Consider the following 17,603-nt stretch of genomic DNA (forward strand, 5'->3'; position numbering starts at 1 on the left):
TATTTGGTGTTTTCACAATTTTATTATGTGTTTTCACAATATCATTATGTTTTATCACAACATTGCTTGGCGTCATTTTCACTACTCTCAGACAAATTGCCGAGAATTATACGCTTTCAATTTGTGAGCGCAAGCGATTACATCAAGCTTTTGTTTACTTTCAGTATTCGCTATTGGCCCAGAGTCGCAACCATTACCGCTTTGATGGTATGCATGCGATTCTCTGCTTCATCAAATACAATTGAGTAATCCGATTCAAAGACTTCGTCAGTGACTTCTAAGCCGTTCATTCCATATTTGTCTGCAACTTGCTGGCCGATCACGGTTTCATTGTTGTGGAAAGCGGGCAGGCAATGCATGAATTTCACTTGAGGGTTACCTGTGAGCTTAATGACATCCATATTCACTTGGTAAGGTGTCATTACAGCAACACGTTCGTCCCAAGCTTCTGGCGCTTCACCCATAGAAACCCAAACATCGGTATAAAGGAAATCACAGCCTTTAACACCTTCGGCAACGTCTTCTGTCAGCGTGATTTTTGCACCTGTACTTTGAGCGATAGCTTGGCACTCTTCGACAAGGTGCTCTTCTGGCCAAAATGCTTTTGGCGCGACAAGGCGAATATCCATACCCATTTTAGCTGCACCCACTAACAGAGAATTACCCATGTTGTTACGTGCATCACCTAGGTAAGCAAAACTGATTTGATGTAGATGTTTACCACGACCATGCTCAAGCATAGTGAGGAAATCAGCCAAGATCTGAGTAGGGTGGAACTCATCGGTTAAGCCATTCCAAACCGGTACACCGGCATAAGCGCCTAGGTCTTCGACAATGCTTTGGCCAAACCCTCGGTATTCAATGCCATCGTACATGCGACCTAATACACGCGCCGTATCTTTCATTGATTCTTTCTGACCAATCTGAGAACCAGAAGGGCCTAAATAAGAGACTTGAGCACCTTGATCAAAAGCAGCTACCTCAAAAGCACATCGAGTTCGAGTGGATGCTTTTTCAAAGATCAAAGCGATGTTTTTACCGTTAAGCTTTTTCTGCTCTGTACCTGCATACTTAGCTTTTTTAAGGTCGGCAGACAGGTCGAGTAAAAACTGAATCTCTTTAGGAGTAAAGTCGAGAAGTTTTAGAAAGTTACGATTGCGAAGATTAAAGGCCATCTCTCGCTCCTTGCGTATATAGGATCAATGAAGAACTCAGTTAAACATAAAGATGCTATATTTGTGAATATTTATTTTATTAATTTGATAAAAAAGGCCAGTACAATGGTACTGGCCTAGATAAGTTAGTGTGTTTGCTTTATTGAGTTTTGTGGCTTAGATACCGTCTCTTTCGATAGGACAACTCATACAGCGAGCGCCACCTCGGCCACGACCTAGCTCATTGCCCGGAATCGTCAGAACTTCGATGCCTGCTTTGTCGTATTTTTCATTGGTGTAAACATTACGCTCATAGCCGATAACCGTACCCGGTTTCACCGTCAGTACGTTGTTAGCGTCATTCCACTGCTCACGTTCAGCTTCGTAGTTATCACCACCGGTTGTGATGATCTTCAGTTGATCGAGGTCCAGTGCGCCTTCAATCGCTGTTAGGTAGTTTTCAGCTTTCTCTACTCGCATTTCGCCATTTTCTTTCGGCGTTAAGCGCCAAGTATCTAGGTCTTTACGAACGATCTCTGGATAGACTGAGAATGTGTCGATATCCATGTGCGTCATTACTGTATCAAGGTGCATACAAGAGCGGTGCTTCGGTAAATCAATCGCAATCACTTCTTTAGCTTGACCAGATTTGAATAAACTAGCGGCTAGGTTTTCAACACCTTGTGGCTTAGTACGCTCTGAAATACCGATAAGCACGGCACCTTTACCGATAACCAGAACATCTCCACCTTCAATATTCGCATTGTCATAGTGAAGATCTTCATCACCGAAGTGCTTAATGAAATCTTGGCCTGCGAATACAGGGTGCCAGCGGTAAATTGCTCGCAAGTGATTCGTTTCTCGTTGACGGGCAGGCATCATCATCGGGTTAAGAGAGACACCTCCATAAACCCAACAAGAAGTATCGCGGGTAAATAGATGGTTGGGTAGCGGCTCAATAACGAAATCAAGCGGGCGGTGCATCTTCGGTAGCATTGAAGAAGATTTAATAGGAAGTTCAGAGTAGGCTAAACCACCCAGTAGGATCGTGGCTAAGTGCTCGTTGTCCATTTGAGCAAGGTATTCTCTTAAATCACGTGCGAATGTAGGGCCGTAACGGAAATCAGAGATTTGAGTAGTCAGTAGCCACTCACGAGCTTGAGCCACAGCGAGTGTCTCAACCAGTAGGTCATGCAGTAATAACACTTCAACGTCTTGGTTGCGAAGTGTCGTCGCAAAGGCATCGTGTTCTTCACCTGCGGCTTCTACTGCAAGTACATCATCAAAGAGTAACTCATGACAGTTAGAAGGGGTGAGGTGGGTGAGTGCCCTTTCAGGTCGATTTAGGAGAACTCGTCTTAATTGACCGACTTCGGAGCCAACGTACAGCTTACTCATTTTGCATCCTTACTATTAATCCAGCGTCTATTTATGACAAGCTTGTTCGTAATATGCAAGTTTTGAAAATTGTGTAAAGGTTGTGTTATCTCTCAACTATTGGTTTTTAATGCTAATTAATTAAAAATTAGTAATATTAAAATCCAATTGAAAGACTCAATGCTAGAACAAACTTTTTGCGGTTCTATGCTCAAATTTCAGTAATTCGATAATCCATTTTGCTTGGTGAACATGATTTTTCATTCAAAATTTATGCAATTATCTACTTTTAAATGAGATCTTATGCACCAATGAAGTGATCGTCAGTATGCATTTGATATGACTAACCACTCAGTTTTAGAGAAGTAAGGAGAAAAGTAACAATAAAAATGAAATGCTAAAACACACGTTAGTTAATAATATGTTGAAAATTTGTTTCTGTGATTTTGATTTCACTTTTTAATTGATATCCCCTCTGTTATCTAGCGATAAACTTACTCTTCTATACCTGATCTAGGTGGCTTTTCTAGGCGATCCATGCCATATTTCGTGGCAATCAAATTTGATCTTTTCATAGTCAACACTCTGGAGCAGACACATGTCTCACGAAGATGAATATCTATCAGTAGCGGAATTAATTGAATTTCAAAAAGGAGAGACTCGCGACATCATTGAAGCACTAATCGAAGATGGTAGCGATCCTGAAGCTCTATACGATATCGAGCATCACCTTTTTGCTGAAGATTTCGCAGTACTTGAGAAAGCCGTTGTTGAAGCATTCAAAATGGGCTTTGAAGTGCTTGAAGCTGAAGAGACAGAAGACGAAGATGGCAATAAGCTACTTTGTTGTGATGCAACGATGCAGTGTACTCTGAATGCAGAAGCGATTGATGAGCAAGTTGAGAAGCTTGTAAATCTTGCAGAGAAGTTTGACATTATCTACGACGGTTGGGGCACTTACTACGAAGGTGAAGATGCTATCTACCCTGACGAAGATGATGAAGACGAAGAGTAATTTCTTCCCAGTTTTAAAGAATGCCAGCCTTGAGCTGGCATTTTTTTATCCTCAGAAAAATAAATGTCTTTATATGCATTCATTCATTATAATGCGGTCAAAATTGATCTAGCTCAAGGAATGCTATGCGATTACCTCTCGATGGTCTTTGGCAAATATCGCCACTAACGGATCTCTCTATTCCACAAGATGACATTACCTTTCCGGCTCCGTTAAGTTCAAAGCTTCCTGATAGCTTGAGTGAAAGTGAAATCGCAGAGCAAGAGTGGCACCTGATGCATGACATCGAAGTGGATGATGCGATGTTGGCGTGCCCGTTTGTTGAGTTAGTAATGGCAGGTGTTGATTACTTTGCGGAAGTGCGACTCAATGGCGTTGCCGTGTTTGATTGTGATGGTAGCCAAGTCGAATATCGTAAAGATATTCGACCTTACATGCAGTCTGGTCGCAACCGTTTTGAGATTCTTTTCCTTGAAGAAGAGGAGAGCCTGTTGCTTGAAGAGGATATGGATGAGTCAGTCTCTTCACCGGCTGTCGCTAAATCGGATTCTCGTATCGGAATCTGGCAAGCGCCATATCTGCAGTTCGTTCGTCACGTCAAGCTTGAGCAAGTTGTGACAGAGCAGATCTGGCATTACGGTGGTGGTTGTGAGTTCAAAGTGGATGTTATCTATCAAACGCTAAAGCCGGGGCTAATATCGGCATCAATCAAGTTTAATGGTATGACGTTGGTGATGCCGATAGATGTGCGAGCAGAACATACGGGTGTTGTTTTCCAGGTTGAGGCACCGATCATTTTTGATATTGAGAATCCTAACCCTAAACATTTATACTCGTTAGAAGTGGTACTTGATGGGCAGGAAGAGAGCTCTTTTGTCGCCTTGAATCCAGCTTCTTGCGTCAGTAATTTTTTGCGTAGTTAGCGGTTATTTAATTAGCCCGTTACGTAAGGAATCAATTCGCTCACTTGCTTGTCATCTGATGAACTGCCGACGCTAACCCTATTTCAAAAACACATTATAGCGTTTTGGCCATGACAACTTCACAAGCGTCATGGCCTGTTTCTCCCCAAGCTGAATCAAGGTGTTCAAAGCCCAATTTTTCGTAAAGTTTAACGGCAGCATTAAGGCATTCAGTCGTTTCTAGATACATATGTTGATAACCCAGTTCCTTAGCTTTCTCCATCGACATATTAACCAACCTCTTAGCTAAGCCTTTGCCTCTTGTTTCTGGCAAGAAGTACATCTTTTGCAGTTCACAGACTTCTGGCATACCTGCTAATGGTGCAAATCCACCACCACCGACAACCTTTCCATCAAGTTCAATTACCCAATACTGAGATCTTTCATGGTTATAAACGCTAAACATGTCTTCTAAGGTGGGATCTGCTACACCATAACCTTTATCTTCGGTTAGCCCGTTCTCATAAGAGACTTGGCGAATTACATTGGCCACTACGGTGTTGTCTTGCTGTTGTAGGGGACGAACCACCACATCACTTGAAGCGTGGCTTTGTTGCAGTGCTTTAAGGTAGTGCTTAATTCCCCCCGAAACTTGTTGAGTTTCCGCTTCCGTTAAACGCTCAAGTACCGAGTCATAAAACTGATTCTGTTGACTGTGAAGTTGGGTAAGAGTGTTTATCCCTTGTTCTGTAACTGAAGCAACAACACTGCGCTTATCGTTGGGGTGTGGCGAGGTTTGAATTAACGAGTTCTTCGCTAGATTGTTGACTGCTCTACTGGCGTTGGACTTATCAATATTGAGCTTATCCGCTAATTGATTCACGGTTAATGGCTGCTGCTCTAGTTCGATAAGCGTATGCGCTTGAATCGGAGGTAGGGCAATATCACCACAATCTTTGTCGAGCATTCCAAGCTGTCGAACGAGCTGACGTGATAATTCTCTAAGTTGTGCTGAAGTCATGTTGCCTCTCAATATGGTTGCGATGTACAACTACAATTTAATTGCGCACCGCAACTATGTCAACAATAAACTCTCTAGGTTAAGCGTGTTGGTGCAAACAAAACTGTGGCTGTGTTGTTTGGCTTTCTGCCTTTCGTAGCCAAACTTTCTCATGGAAGTAGTAAGCCACGGTATTCAAAGCGGGTTCTAACGTTGCCATCACACCACCAACAAAGGCATCGCCAGTCAATAAGTAGACAACGGTAAAGGCAACACTAAAGTGGATAGTAGCGAAGCTTGCTGTTTTTAATTTAGTCATCCACTGACGAGCTTTAAGCGCTGGAACTTGAGCCCAAGCCTTTTCATGAAAATAGAAGGCCACAGTATTCACAGAGGGCTCAATCATAGCGATCAAGCTACCAATTAAGATGTCGCCTGTTAGTACATAAGCGACACTAAATGCGATAGTAAAATGTAATGCGGCAAAGGTTAGTGTCTTTTTCATGATAATTACTCAATCGTTGTGTTGTTTCGATAGGTCTATTATTGAGAATTATTATCATTAATTAAAATGGGTTGTAGGAATTAATTCGATAGATGAAACCTATCAATAAATAAGTGACGGACGATAAGGCTTGGAGTGAGAGGCATAAAAAAAGGTTGGTCACGAAGACCAACCTTTCTATTTAGAGCGAGAAGTTCGAAGCCTTCTCGTTCAATCAGTTTTAAAGTGCTGCGATTGTCGCTTTTTGCTCTTCAAGCTTAACAAGCGTTTCTTGGTAGCCTTCAAGCTTTTCACGCTCTTTTGCGATAACCGCTTCAGGTGCTTTAGCAACAAAACCTTCGTTACCTAGCTTACCTTCGATACGCTTAATCTCACCGTGAGTCTTCGCTACTTCTTTATCTAGACGAGCAAGTTCAGCATCTTTGTCGATAAGACCCGCCATTGGGATCATCAGCTCAGATTTGCCAACAAGCTTAGTTGCACAAGCTGGAGTTGCTTCGCCGTCTGCTAGAACTTTAATATCGTCTAGCTTAGCTAGAGAAGTAAGAACGATCTTATTTGCTTCGATACGAGTTGCATCTTTCTCATCAGCGACTTTGATCATTACCTCTAAGCCTTGGCTTGGTGCAATGTCGTATTCCGCACGTAGGTTACGGATAGCTGTGATGAAAGTTTTAACCCATTCGATGTCGTCAACGATCTCAGCATTGAAGTTAGCTTCATTAAACTGAGGAAGCGCTTGAGTCATGATGGTCTCGCCTTCAACGCCGTCTACTAGCGGCTTAACGCTCTGCCAGATAGATTCAGTGATGTAAGGAAGAACAGGGTGAGCAAGACGTAGAGTCTTCTCTAGAACCGTGATAAGCGTGTAACGAGTCGCTTGTTGTTGAGCTTCAGTACCCTTCCAAAGAACAGGTTTCGTTAGCTCTAGGTACCAGTCACAGAATTGGTTCCAGATGAATTCGTAAAGCGTGTTTGCCGCCATGTCTAGACGGTAGTTGTCTAGGTGAGCGTTAAACTCTTTCGCTGCAACTTCAAACTGAGATTCAATCCACTTGTCTGCTAGAGAGAATTCCATGTTTGCACGGTCTTCAACAGACAGTGACATGCCACAATCGTGCTCTTCTGTATTCATTAGTACGTAACGGCTTGCGTTCCATAGCTTGTTACAGAAGTTACGGTAACCTTCAAGACGCTTCATGTCCCAGTTGATGTCACGGCCAGTTGAAGCCATAGCAGCAAGAGTGAAACGCAGTGCATCAGTACCGTACGGTTCGATACCATCTTCGAAAGTTTTACGCGTAGCTTTTTCGATCTTAGCAGCCAGTTTAGGTTGCATCATGTTGCCACAACGCTTCTCTACTAGCTCTTCAAGGCCGATGCCGTCAATCATATCGATTGGGTCAAGTACGTTACCTTTCGACTTAGACATCTTGTCGCCGTTTTCATCACGGATAAGGCCCGTCATGTAAACTGTTTTGAAAGGTACTTGAGCCTTGCCATCTTCATCTTTCACGAAGTGCATGGTCATCATGATCATACGAGCAACCCAGAAGAAGATAATATCAAAACCAGATACTAGTACTTCTGATGGGTGGAATGTTTTCATTGCTTCAGTATCTTCAGGCCAGCCTTGTGTGCCGAACGTCCAAAGTGCAGAAGAGAACCAAGTATCAAGAACGTCGTTGTCTTGCTTAAGAACAATTACCGGTGAAAGGTTGTTCTTTTCACGAACTTCTTCTTCAGTGCGACCTACGTAAACTTTACCATCGTTGTCGTACCATGCTGGGATACGGTGGCCCCACCAAAGTTGACGAGAGATACACCAGTCTTGAACGTCACGCATCCACGCGAAGTACATGTTTTCATATTGCTTAGGTACGAATTGGATCTCACCATCTTCAACGGCTTTAACGGCAGGCGCAGCAAGAGGCGCTGTACGCACGTACCATTGGTCAGTCAGCATTGGTTCGATAACTACACCACCACGGTCACCGTAAGGAACGGTTAGATCGTGATCTTTGATCTCTTCAAGTAAACCTAGCTCTTCAAATTCAGCAACCGTTGCACGACGAGCAGCAAAACGTTCCATACCTTGGTATTTAGCTGGAAGATCTGTTGAGTACACATCGCTTTCTTCACCGTTAGTTGTGAAGATTTCAGCCGCATCACGGATATCACCGTTGAACGTTAGGATGTTGATCATTGGTAGGCTATGGCGCTTGCCCACTTCGTAATCGTTAAAGTCATGAGCTGGCGTGATTTTCACACAACCCGTGCCTTTATCCATGTCAGCGTGCTCATCACCTACGATAGGGATAAGACGATTAACGATAGGAAGCAGGATTTCTTTACCGATAAGATCTTTGTAGCGAGGATCTTCAGGGTTAACCGCAACGCCTGTATCACCAAGCATGGTTTCTGGACGTGTAGTAGCAACGACGATGTAGTCTTTGCCGTCAGCCGTTTTAACACCGTTCGCTAGTGGATAGCGGAAGTGCCACATGAAACCTTTTTTGTCTTTGTTTTCAACTTCAAGATCAGAAATAGCAGTGTGCAGTTTAGGATCCCAGTTTACTAGACGCTTACCACGGTAGATTAGGTCTTCTTCGTATAGACGAACAAACACTTCTTGAGTCGCAGCCGATAGGCCGTCATCCATAGTGAATCGCTCACGATCCCAATCTACAGAAGCACCAAGACGACGAAGTTGTTGAGTGATCGTGCCACCTGATTCGCCTTTCCATTCCCAGATCTTGTCGATGAAAGCTTCACGGCCGTAGTCGTGTTTTGTTTTGCCTTCTTCAGCGGCGATCTTACGCTCAACAACCATTTGAGTGGCGATACCAGCGTGGTCAGTACCCACTTGCCAAAGAGTATTTTTGCCTTTCATACGTTGAGCACGGATAAGCGTATCCATGATCGTATCTTGGAACGCGTGACCCATGTGTAGGCTGCCAGTGACGTTCGGTGGCGGGATCATGATGCTGTAAGCTTCTTTTGATGTGTCACCGTGTGGCTTAAAGTAGCCTTTCTCTTCCCAAGTCTTATACAGAGCTTGTTCGATTGATGTTGGGTTGTATGTCTTTTCCATAGTGCTCTTATAACGGATACTGTGAATGGTTAATCGTGGTCAAACTTCATAAGTGAAGCTTCTTGAATCTAAATCCAAAGATAGCTTTAACTATGAGGTTTGACTATGGATGTTGAATCTCGATAGTTTGTAGCTGATATCCAGCCTGACGGTAAATTTTATACCTTTCTCGAGCGAGTTGCTTAGCTTTTTCTTCGCAAGGAACGAAGTCTATCACCTGAGCAAAGGCGTTCGCAAAGGTTGTATTATTATCGGCCAGATTTATTACCAGTTGGCGATTCCAATTATGTTTTACGCCTTGATAGCCAATTTCGATGTTGGTTGAATACTTTGGGCCTTCGCCAGCTAAGTTATGTGCAATAAATTCATTGGGTTCGACCTGCCAGAAAACCTCAGCGATACGTTCGGCATGTTCTTTGTCATTGCAGTTGAGATAAAGTTTAGCGCCTTGTTTAGCAAAGTGCTGAGCAAGAAACAGCACATAGTGAGCAAAACCATCTTCGCTGGCTTGCGGGCTGTCTGAAGGCACAATGTAAAACGTGGCAGTCTGCATACTTAACACTCGAAACTTGAACTGAAAATCGTGGATATCAATATTACTTGGTTAACAGGGTCTAACAAATAGCGCTTATTAAAAAAGGGCCCGTAGGCCCTTTTCATTATTTTGAAGATTGCTCTTCAGTCTCTTGGCCGCTGCGGTTCAATAAGAATTGGACTAGCATTGAGACAGGACGACCTGTCGAGCCTTTCGCTGCACCTGACTTCCAAGCTGTACCTGCACTGTCGATGTGAGCCCAGTGGTACTTCTTAGTGAATTTAGACAGGAAACAACCTGCGGTAATAGTACCGCCAGGGCGGCCACCGATGTTTGCCATATCAGCAAACGGACTGTTCAGCTGCTCATGGTATTCGTCTGCCATAGGTAGACGCCATGCGCGATCACTTGCTTGCTCTGAAGCATTAACAAGTTCATGAGACAGTGGGTTGTGGTTAGATAGAACGCCACTGATGTGGTGACCCAGAGCGATAACACATGCGCCAGTTAGCGTAGCAACATCGACAACACAATCTGGTTCAAAGCGCTCAACGTAAGTTAGGGCATCACATAGAACCAAGCGACCTTCTGCATCAGTATTTAATACTTCAACGGTTTGGCCTGACATGGTTGTTAGAATGTCACCTGGGCGGTAAGCATTGCTACCTGGCATGTTTTCACAGCCTGCAAGGATACCTACAACGTTGATTGGCAAGTTAAGTTTCGCCAGTGCTTTCATTGTGCCGAATACAGATGCAGCACCACACATGTCGTACTTCATCTCATCCATGCCTTCACCAGGCTTAAGCGAGATACCGCCTGAATCGAAAGTAAGACCTTTACCGACTAGAACGATAGGTTTTGCATTTGGGTCAGCAGCACCTTTGTATTCCATGATAGACATCATAGATTCGTTCTTAGAGCCACGGCCTACAGCTAAGTATGAAGTCATACCTAGCTTTTCCATCTCTTCTTCACCGATGATCTTAGTCTTTACTGTCTCATAATCGTCAGCTAAACGACGAGCTTGAGAAGCTAAGTAAGCCGGGTTTGCGATGTTTGGTGGCATGTTGCCAAGATCTTTAGATGCTTTCACACCTGAAGCAATAGCAAGACCATGAGAAATCGCTTTTTCGCCAAGGCTTAGCTCGCGACGAGTTGGTACGTTGAATACCAATTTACGCAATGGACGACGAGTCTCTGGTTTGTTGCTCTTAAATTGGTCGAATGTGTAAAGACCATCTTTAGTCGCTTCTACCGCTTGACGAACTTTCCAGTAAGTGTCGCGACCTTTAACGTGAAGTTCTGTAAGGAAACATACTGCTTCCATAGAACCTGTTTCGTTTAGTGTGCTGATGGTTTTTTGGATAATTTCTTTGTATTGACGCTCGCCTAGCTCACGTTCTTTACCACAGCCTACCAGTAGAACACGTTCTGAAAGTACACCAGGTACTTGATGCAGTAGCAGCATCTGGCCAGGTTTACCCTCTAGATCACCGCGACGAAGCAGTGAACTAATGTAGCCATCGCTAATCTTATCTAATTGCTCGGCTACTGGAGAAAGGCGGCGCGGTTCGAATACACCGACAACGATACATGCGCTGCGCTGTTTCTCTGGGCTGCCACTTTTTACACTGAACTCCATGCGTACTCCTACATCCTGAAGACAAATCGAACTAAATGTTAGATAATGGGTTCTTACTTGTTGGATCCTATAATGGAACTAACCTTAAAGAAGAACGCTAACACTTAGCTAAAAATTTAAAAAAATAAAAGGTTCAACGGGAAATTATAGTGATTCAATCAAAAAAACAAGTTTTGTATAGGTAATTTGAGCGTGATTATTGTTAGATATTTGATCCGCGAGACAATCAAGAGCCAATTTGCGATCTTTTTTGTTCTCTTTCTCGTGTTTCTCAGCCAAAAATTCATCAGTGTTTTAGCGGACGCCTCTGATGGTGATATTCCTGCGAGCCTCATATTGTCGATTGTTGGTCTAAATATGCCAGCAATGGGTTTGTTGATGCTTCCACTCAGTATCTATATTGGTATTTTGCTTACTTTTGGCCGTCTTTACGCTGAAAGTGAAATTGTCGTAATGAACGCTACGGGTATTGGTAATAAATTCCTTATCCAATCTGCGCTTTATTTGGCTTTGATAACCGCATCAGTTGCCGCTTTTAACTCATTTTGGTTATCTCCTTGGTCGCAAGACAAAGTTGAGCAAATGTATGAAGAAGTGGCTGCAGAGAACAGTGTTGATCTGCTGCCAAAAGGTAAGTTTGAAGGCACGCCGGATGGTTCTTCTGTCGTTTTCATTGATGATATCGACGGTAATAAGTTAGAAAATGTGTTCGTTGCTCAAATGCGCCCACGTGATTCGGTATTACCCAGTGTGATGTTTTCTAAGTCGGGTGATGTCAAAGAACTGAGCGATGGTCGCCAAGTCATCGTTATGTATGACGGCACTCGTCATGAAGGGGTTCCGACACGTCTTGATTATATGGTGACGCACTTTGAAGAGTACGAAGGCTTAATCGGTCAGCGTGAAGTCAAGAAAAAAGGTCGAGATTGGGAAGCGATTCCTACACTCGAACTGATTGGTAATCCAGAAAACAGTGCCAAAGCGGAATTACAGTGGCGAATTTCATTGGTACTTTGTATTCCATTGTTGACCATGCTTGTTGTGCCTCTGTCGGCGGTGAACCCTCGACAGGGTCGTTTCGCTAAAATTGGTCCAGCAATCCTTATTTACCTAACCTATTTCTTAACAATCAGTGCAACCAAATCTTCGATTGAAGAAGGGAGTATCCCTGCGGTAGTCGGCATGTGGCCAATTAATGCGTTATTGTTATTTGTCGCAATTGGTGCAAACTTTATGGATAGCGTGCCAGTAAGGCGTTTGAAAGAAAAATTCAAGAATAAAAGGTTAGCTTAAGCCGTGTTTAAGATTCTCGATTTATATATAGGCAGAACCATCATCGCAACGACGTCACTGGTATTGGTGACGTTTGTTGGTCTCTCTGGGTTCATCAAGTACGTAGAGCAGCTGAGAAAGGTTGGTCGTGGTACCTATGATCTATTACAAGCGCTGTATTTCGTTCTATTGAGTGTACCTCGTGATATCGAGATGTTCTTTCCAATGGCCGCATTACTTGGTGCATTGATTGGATTGGGTATGCTTGCTGCGAGTTCTGAACTGGTGGTGATGCAGGCTGCGGGTTTCTCTAAGTTAGATATTGGCCTATCGGTACTCAAAACCGCAATTCCATTAATGATCGTCGTAACTCTTCTTGGTCAATGGGGTGCGCCTCAAGCACAGAAGATGGCTCGTGACCTAAGAACCATATCGATTGCTGGTGGTAATATTATCTCGACCCAAAGTGGGGTATGGGCACGTGATGCCAACGACTTTATATTCGTTGTCAAAATTGACGATGAAAAGCTATATGGTTTGAACATGTGGCGCTTTGATGAGAATAAGGCACTTAAGACGGCGATATACTCTGAAGAGGTCGATTACGTTGGAGACAACGTTTGGACAATGAATGATGTCGAGATCACGTCTTTCGAAAATGAGATTCAAATTACTAAAGAAAGCCTACCGACATACTCATGGAAGACATCACTCGCTCCGGATAAGCTTGCGATCGTAACAGTTAAACCAGAAGAACTGTCTTTAAGTGGGTTGTACGATTATGTTTCCTACCTTAAAGCCTCGGAGCAAGATGCATCACGCTATGAACTCGCTTTATGGAGAAAGATAACTCAGCCGATTTCGATAGCGGTCATGATGTTGATGGCATTGTCGTTTATCTTTGGTCCATTACGAAGTGTGACTATGGGAGCTAGGATTCTTTCGGGGGTTATTGCAGGTTTTACTTTCTATATATCCAGTGAGTTCTTTGGTCCGGTCAGTTTGGTTTATCAAATACCGCCGGCCTTTGGTGCGCTAGCCCCTAGCGTGGTATTCCTCGGAATAGCCATAATGCTCTTGAGGCGGAAACTGTAAATAGAAAAAAGGAAGGCATAACGCCTTCCTTTTTTGATCTTGACTGTAGCAAGTTTAATCGCGTTATCGTGCTTGTGGTAGCACTACTACTTCGGTCTTCGCCCAGATGTCGTGAAAGCCACGTTTCTGAGGATCGAATGGAACACATAAGTTTGCTAATCCAAATCCTGAGGTTCCTAAGCGAATCAGCGCTTGGGTTACCGTAATAGCGGAGCCATCTTTGTTTTGAATGCGCAGTTTCCAAGCTCGCATTCCTAGCGTTTGACCTGCTCTTGTCCAAAAGAACACAAAGAAGTACACCCAAACCACAACTAAGTAAAAGGTATATGCAGGGCTCCAAATCGGATGGTTGCTCAAGAAGTCACTAACATCGGCATAACCGCTATGGTTAAAAACGCCAAGTGCCATGAGCGCATGCAGCAGAGCGACAATGACGCCAGCCGCCAGCATCTCTATAGCTATTACGATAAGGGCGTCATAGAACAAGGCACCAAATCGGCGCATTACTCCTGCTGGTGGCATTGTGTTTGTTGGTGTCATGGTGTTATTACTTCTTCAAAAATTTAGGCGTCAGAATATAGTCTAAGGCTTGGCGTGAAAAGAGACATGACGCACAGCTTATGACTTAGTGGCGAAATTATCGGCAAACACACATGAATTCAAGTTTTTATACTTGCCACATCAGTTCGCATACGTATAATGCCAGACATCGAAAGGGCAACGCCCCAAGATAATGCCGGTATGGTGAAATTGGTATACACGACGGATTCAAAATCCGTTGCCTTCGGGCGTGGCGGTTCAAGTCCGCCTACCGGTACCATATTTAAATGACAAAGCCTCGACTCAAGTCGGGGCTTTGTTGTATCTAGCACAATCAAAAGCTTACCTCAGTTTCCTTTTCCTGTTATCAGTAAAAATCTTTCCGATAGACTCTCTTTATCAACCCTGAAATTTTGCCCATGGTCCATCTATGGTTCATCGCATGTCGATTCTGTGCTCAAGGGAATCCTTGTAAATCCAATAAATGCTAAAAGCTGTCATCTCATAAGCTAGTATCATTAAGGGCTGTGAGCTTGAAGAACCATGGTACGACCATGGTGAATTTACGGTGCTATGGATTCTGTTATGTGTCCTAGCTTGGCTAATGATTAAAGTCTATTTGGTGAACAGGTATTAAGCCAAGGTTGAATCATAGACAGTAATATTTTGATCACTAAGATAATCATCATACGTTATATCCATTCTCTCAAGATAAATGGGGTTAAAGCCCATTCTAAGAACCATTTCTGATTCATAACCTCTATCCCAGAGAATATCTGTTCGAGCTACGACAGCTTTTATAACAACACTATCTTGTTTCAGTTGATCAGTAGATGGGTGATCAAAAGCAAATTTTTTAGCTACTTTAACGTCTGTTGTCCATGGTTGACGGTTTCGATAAACTTCGTTTTCTAACTGACTTTTATGACAGCCTCTGTAAACCGTTATTTGCTCATCTGGGACTGAAAGTTCGTTGATTTGCTCTGTAATGATAACCACGGGGAACCAATTGTCAGCGCAGCGTTCGCTGTGCCTATAGAGTTCTTTTTGTAACGCCACTCCGTTATGTTCAATCCACTCGATAAAGCAACAACACATAACATGTATGAACTCATTGGATTCATTATCGCCACTAAACTTAATGCGATCCCTCAAATTATTAGCACATAAGCTACTTGCCTTAATCTTTTGAGCTTCCGTTAACATCTGGTTCAAAGTGGTATCAATAAATTGCATTTGAGAGTTGTCGAAGCTTCGGTACTGCTCCATCCAATGATCTTTTAACAGTTTCATTTCATTAAATAAACAGTGTTTCAATTGTGGAGTCATTTCTCTACCTACGCTATCCCAATAGTTTACAATCGACACTATACACACCAATGGATACGGAGGAAATCAAGCTAAATTTCAATCTAAATAATCTCTTATGGAATCACTCGTTTTGATGTATTAACGTTAAGCCTTTTATCATGGGGCTTTTGAGCTAGTGTGTACTAAGGCTGTTGGGGATAGACATTAACAACCAATCACACTAATACACCACGAAACGACCATGTCATTGTTTACTCAATTACTTCAGTGAACTTTATCCCCGACATTCCCTCTAGAAACTTACCAACTAATTCCACCACTGCCACCAGAAGCGATTCTAACGCGATGATTCAGTATCGTTATTACTAACGTTCGATGAGTTAACTTTGCTGTTGTCAGCTCACTGAGTGATTGTCTGAGGTGCTTCTGGTGGTAAGTGGGCATGATCAGTGTGCCGTGTGGTGGTGTTCATGTAGATGGTAACTTTTCTTTCGACATATCGTGTATTTATCTCACCTTTCATCAGGAATCACTAAACATCACTGATAATCACTGATAATCACCAGAATATCACTGTTCTATCATCGTCGTTTTGCTTAGGTCTTTCATACAATGGCATCGTTCATTCAACAACGGAGATAGAACGATGAGTAACAAACAGAACGACCATAAATCAAATCAAGCTAACCGTAACAAAGGTTCTACTGGTCAAAATACGGCGTATCAAAAAGCAAATGACAATCATGCGAATCAGATGAACCCTAACAATTCACGTTACCAAGGCAAAAAGTAGGAGATTACAATGATAGATTCTTCAGATATGTCTCAAGATGAGCTAGATGTATGGTCTGATATTAATAATCCTAATAATGATGCCGATATGGATGATTGGGCGGATGCTCACAATCCTAATAACGATGATTATATAGGTGATGACTAAGAACAGAGCCGATGGTTAAATAACCATCGGTTTTCTCTTTAATAACATTAGGTTGGCTATGGGTGAAACAGATAAGAAGTACAAGTTGACAAGGCAACTGCTTAAGCTGGCAATAGATACCGCTGGATATCGCAATGAGGATATAGCGGTTAAAGCAGGGTTAAGTGGAAAGTCTGTTGCTTTGGTCTCTGCATGGCGAAACGGACGGAAAAATGCGACTGAAAGGCAGATGGCATATTTTATTAAAGAGTATGGTCATCTACTCAAAAGGGCTAGGGAGCATCTGTTTTATACAGTTCTTTTAGAGGACGGAGAAAGTAAGTCTCTATTTCGAAAACTAACTGGTGAAATGATTTTTAAGTATCAAGTCAAGACAGTTAAAAGTAGTGCTTATCATCGTTCGAAAGAGCCATATAATAAAAACCATAGAAGCTTTACTTGCTTAAGGCTTGTCATTTTGCAAGACAACGATGTGTTTAATGTCATATGTCAATATAGGGCTGGTTTAGTCGGTTTAATAGAGACGGAAATTGAAGGAAAAAAACGAACAATCTTCAACGGGGTTGAACTAGATGATGTTGTTCATTCCGATAATGAAGAAGGGAACTGGTATTGTTACGACATTAAACGAGATATCGAGTTAGACGAGCTGGTGCAATTTATTCAGGATTACTGTCGAAACATTGTTGTAGGTAAAAACCTTATAGACGCTGCATATAATCGTAGTCCTGATACGAGTGCATTTTTTGATTCCGGTACGGTTTATCCACTTGAATTATCGTTCTATCAAAAGATGCTCTCTCTTAATTTGCATTCAGAGTATTTTCCATTCTAAGATGATATCGAAACCCAATAGCTAATGAGGGGCTCAATCCTCAAACCAGAACTGGATGCCAGTTCATCACAACAATACCTTTCATTATGAGCACCACCCTAGCTTCATTGGCTGGGTCGTGTACAGGTATTTGGACAACCTTGTAGCCTGTCATTGATTAGGTGAAAACGCTGAGGCAAGTAGCTGAAACTGCTCAAGGTTCATTAGGGATAGGGGTGGGTACAGCCGAACCATATGACTTCGTGTTGTATCGTTCGGCTTTTATTAGTCTCCTAAAAGGTTAAAACCACCGACTTTAGTCGGTCAGCTTTAGCTATGATACTTTACAACTCTGTACATAGGTGGAGTTGGTCATGGACTATCGTTACGGAAGCCATACGGTT

16 protein-coding genes and 1 tRNA gene are annotated in these 17,603 nt (G+C 42.8%); 8 read left to right on the top strand and 9 right to left on the bottom strand.

Going from position 1 to position 17,603, the window contains the following annotated elements; genetic code table 11:
- Positions 1–170: 170 nt before the first annotated feature.
- Both H5300_RS07100 and arcA read right to left on the bottom strand, forming a co-directional pair.
- Entirely contained in the window at positions 171–1,175 is a 1,005-nt protein-coding gene (locus tag H5300_RS07100; RefSeq protein WP_004735322.1) for an ornithine carbamoyltransferase, read from the bottom strand.
- A gap of 156 nt (positions 1,176–1,331) precedes the next feature.
- Entirely contained in the window at positions 1,332–2,552 is a 1,221-nt protein-coding gene (arcA, locus tag H5300_RS07105; RefSeq protein ID WP_004735323.1) for an arginine deiminase, read from the bottom strand.
- A 577-nt stretch (positions 2,553–3,129) separates the two neighbouring features.
- On the opposite strand from arcA, the gene rraB reads away from it, so the two are divergent.
- Together rraB and H5300_RS07115 are read left to right on the top strand one after the other, a co-directional pair.
- The gene (rraB, locus tag H5300_RS07110; protein ID WP_004735324.1) at positions 3,130–3,546 is read left to right on the top strand and encodes a ribonuclease E inhibitor RraB; all 417 of its coding nucleotides are present in this window, start codon (positions 3,130–3,132) and stop codon (positions 3,544–3,546) included.
- A 125-nt stretch (positions 3,547–3,671) separates the two neighbouring features.
- Positions 3,672–4,469, top strand: coding sequence for a glycosyl hydrolase 2 galactose-binding domain-containing protein (locus H5300_RS07115; RefSeq protein WP_017078782.1), 798 nt, complete (start codon positions 3,672–3,674; stop codon positions 4,467–4,469).
- Between the two features lie 94 nt (positions 4,470–4,563).
- On the opposite strand, the gene H5300_RS07120 is transcribed toward H5300_RS07115, so the two are convergent.
- From H5300_RS07120 to pepA, 5 genes are all read right to left on the bottom strand, one after another.
- Complete coding sequence (locus H5300_RS07120) at positions 4,564–5,469, bottom strand: bifunctional helix-turn-helix transcriptional regulator/GNAT family N-acetyltransferase (protein ID WP_182795711.1); 906 nt, start codon at positions 5,467–5,469, stop codon at positions 4,564–4,566.
- Positions 5,470–5,548: 79 nt separating this feature from the next.
- Entirely contained in the window at positions 5,549–5,953 is a 405-nt protein-coding gene (locus H5300_RS07125) for a DUF2061 domain-containing protein (protein ID WP_009847723.1), read from the bottom strand.
- Positions 5,954–6,173: 220 nt separating this feature from the next.
- Entirely contained in the window at positions 6,174–9,047 is a 2,874-nt protein-coding gene (locus H5300_RS07130; protein ID WP_102447240.1) for a valine--tRNA ligase, read from the bottom strand.
- Positions 9,048–9,150: 103 nt separating this feature from the next.
- Positions 9,151–9,600, bottom strand: coding sequence for a DNA polymerase III subunit chi (locus tag H5300_RS07135; protein ID WP_182795712.1), 450 nt, complete (start codon positions 9,598–9,600; stop codon positions 9,151–9,153).
- A gap of 106 nt (positions 9,601–9,706) precedes the next feature.
- Positions 9,707–11,227 (bottom strand): leucyl aminopeptidase, encoded by a 1,521-nt coding sequence (gene pepA, locus H5300_RS07140; protein ID WP_004735335.1) that lies wholly within the window; start codon positions 11,225–11,227, stop codon positions 9,707–9,709.
- 192 nt (positions 11,228–11,419) lie between these two features.
- On the opposite strand from pepA, the gene lptF reads away from it, so the two are divergent.
- On the top strand, positions 11,420–12,520 hold the full coding sequence (lptF, locus tag H5300_RS07145; protein WP_182795713.1) for an LPS export ABC transporter permease LptF: 1,101 nt from the start codon (positions 11,420–11,422) through the stop codon (positions 12,518–12,520).
- 3 nt (positions 12,521–12,523) lie between these two features.
- The gene (lptG, locus tag H5300_RS07150) at positions 12,524–13,594 is read left to right on the top strand and encodes an LPS export ABC transporter permease LptG (protein ID WP_182795714.1); all 1,071 of its coding nucleotides are present in this window, start codon (positions 12,524–12,526) and stop codon (positions 13,592–13,594) included.
- Between the two features lie 63 nt (positions 13,595–13,657).
- Here the strand turns inward: lptG and H5300_RS07155 are convergent, their stop codons facing one another.
- A complete protein-coding gene (locus H5300_RS07155; RefSeq protein WP_004735338.1) occupies positions 13,658–14,134 on the bottom strand; it encodes an RDD family protein in 477 nt (158 codons plus the stop codon).
- A 195-nt stretch (positions 14,135–14,329) separates the two neighbouring features.
- Here H5300_RS07155 and H5300_RS07160 point away from each other — a divergent pair.
- Positions 14,330–14,414: transfer RNA gene (locus H5300_RS07160), tRNA-Leu, on the top strand.
- 353 nt (positions 14,415–14,767) lie between these two features.
- On the opposite strand, the gene H5300_RS07165 is transcribed toward H5300_RS07160, so the two are convergent.
- Positions 14,768–15,463, bottom strand: coding sequence for a hypothetical protein (locus H5300_RS07165; protein ID WP_182795715.1), 696 nt, complete (start codon positions 15,461–15,463; stop codon positions 14,768–14,770).
- Between the two features lie 628 nt (positions 15,464–16,091).
- Here H5300_RS07165 and H5300_RS07170 point away from each other — a divergent pair.
- Genes H5300_RS07170 through H5300_RS07180 form a run of 3 tightly spaced genes read left to right on the top strand, consistent with a single transcriptional unit; the run spans position 16,092 to position 17,220 of the window.
- Positions 16,092–16,238: an alpha-amylase gene (locus tag H5300_RS07170; protein ID WP_182795716.1), complete on the top strand. Its 147-nt coding sequence runs from the start codon at positions 16,092–16,094 to the stop codon at positions 16,236–16,238.
- A 9-nt stretch (positions 16,239–16,247) separates the two neighbouring features.
- Positions 16,248–16,385: a hypothetical protein gene (locus H5300_RS07175; RefSeq protein WP_016796248.1), complete on the top strand. Its 138-nt coding sequence runs from the start codon at positions 16,248–16,250 to the stop codon at positions 16,383–16,385.
- 58 nt (positions 16,386–16,443) lie between these two features.
- A complete protein-coding gene (locus H5300_RS07180) occupies positions 16,444–17,220 on the top strand; it encodes a hypothetical protein (RefSeq protein WP_182795717.1) in 777 nt (258 codons plus the stop codon).
- Positions 17,221–17,603 lie beyond the last annotated feature (383 nt).

The organism is Vibrio sp. SG41-7 (genome assembly GCF_014164465.1).
GTDB lineage: Bacteria > Pseudomonadota > Gammaproteobacteria > Enterobacterales > Vibrionaceae > Vibrio > Vibrio splendidus.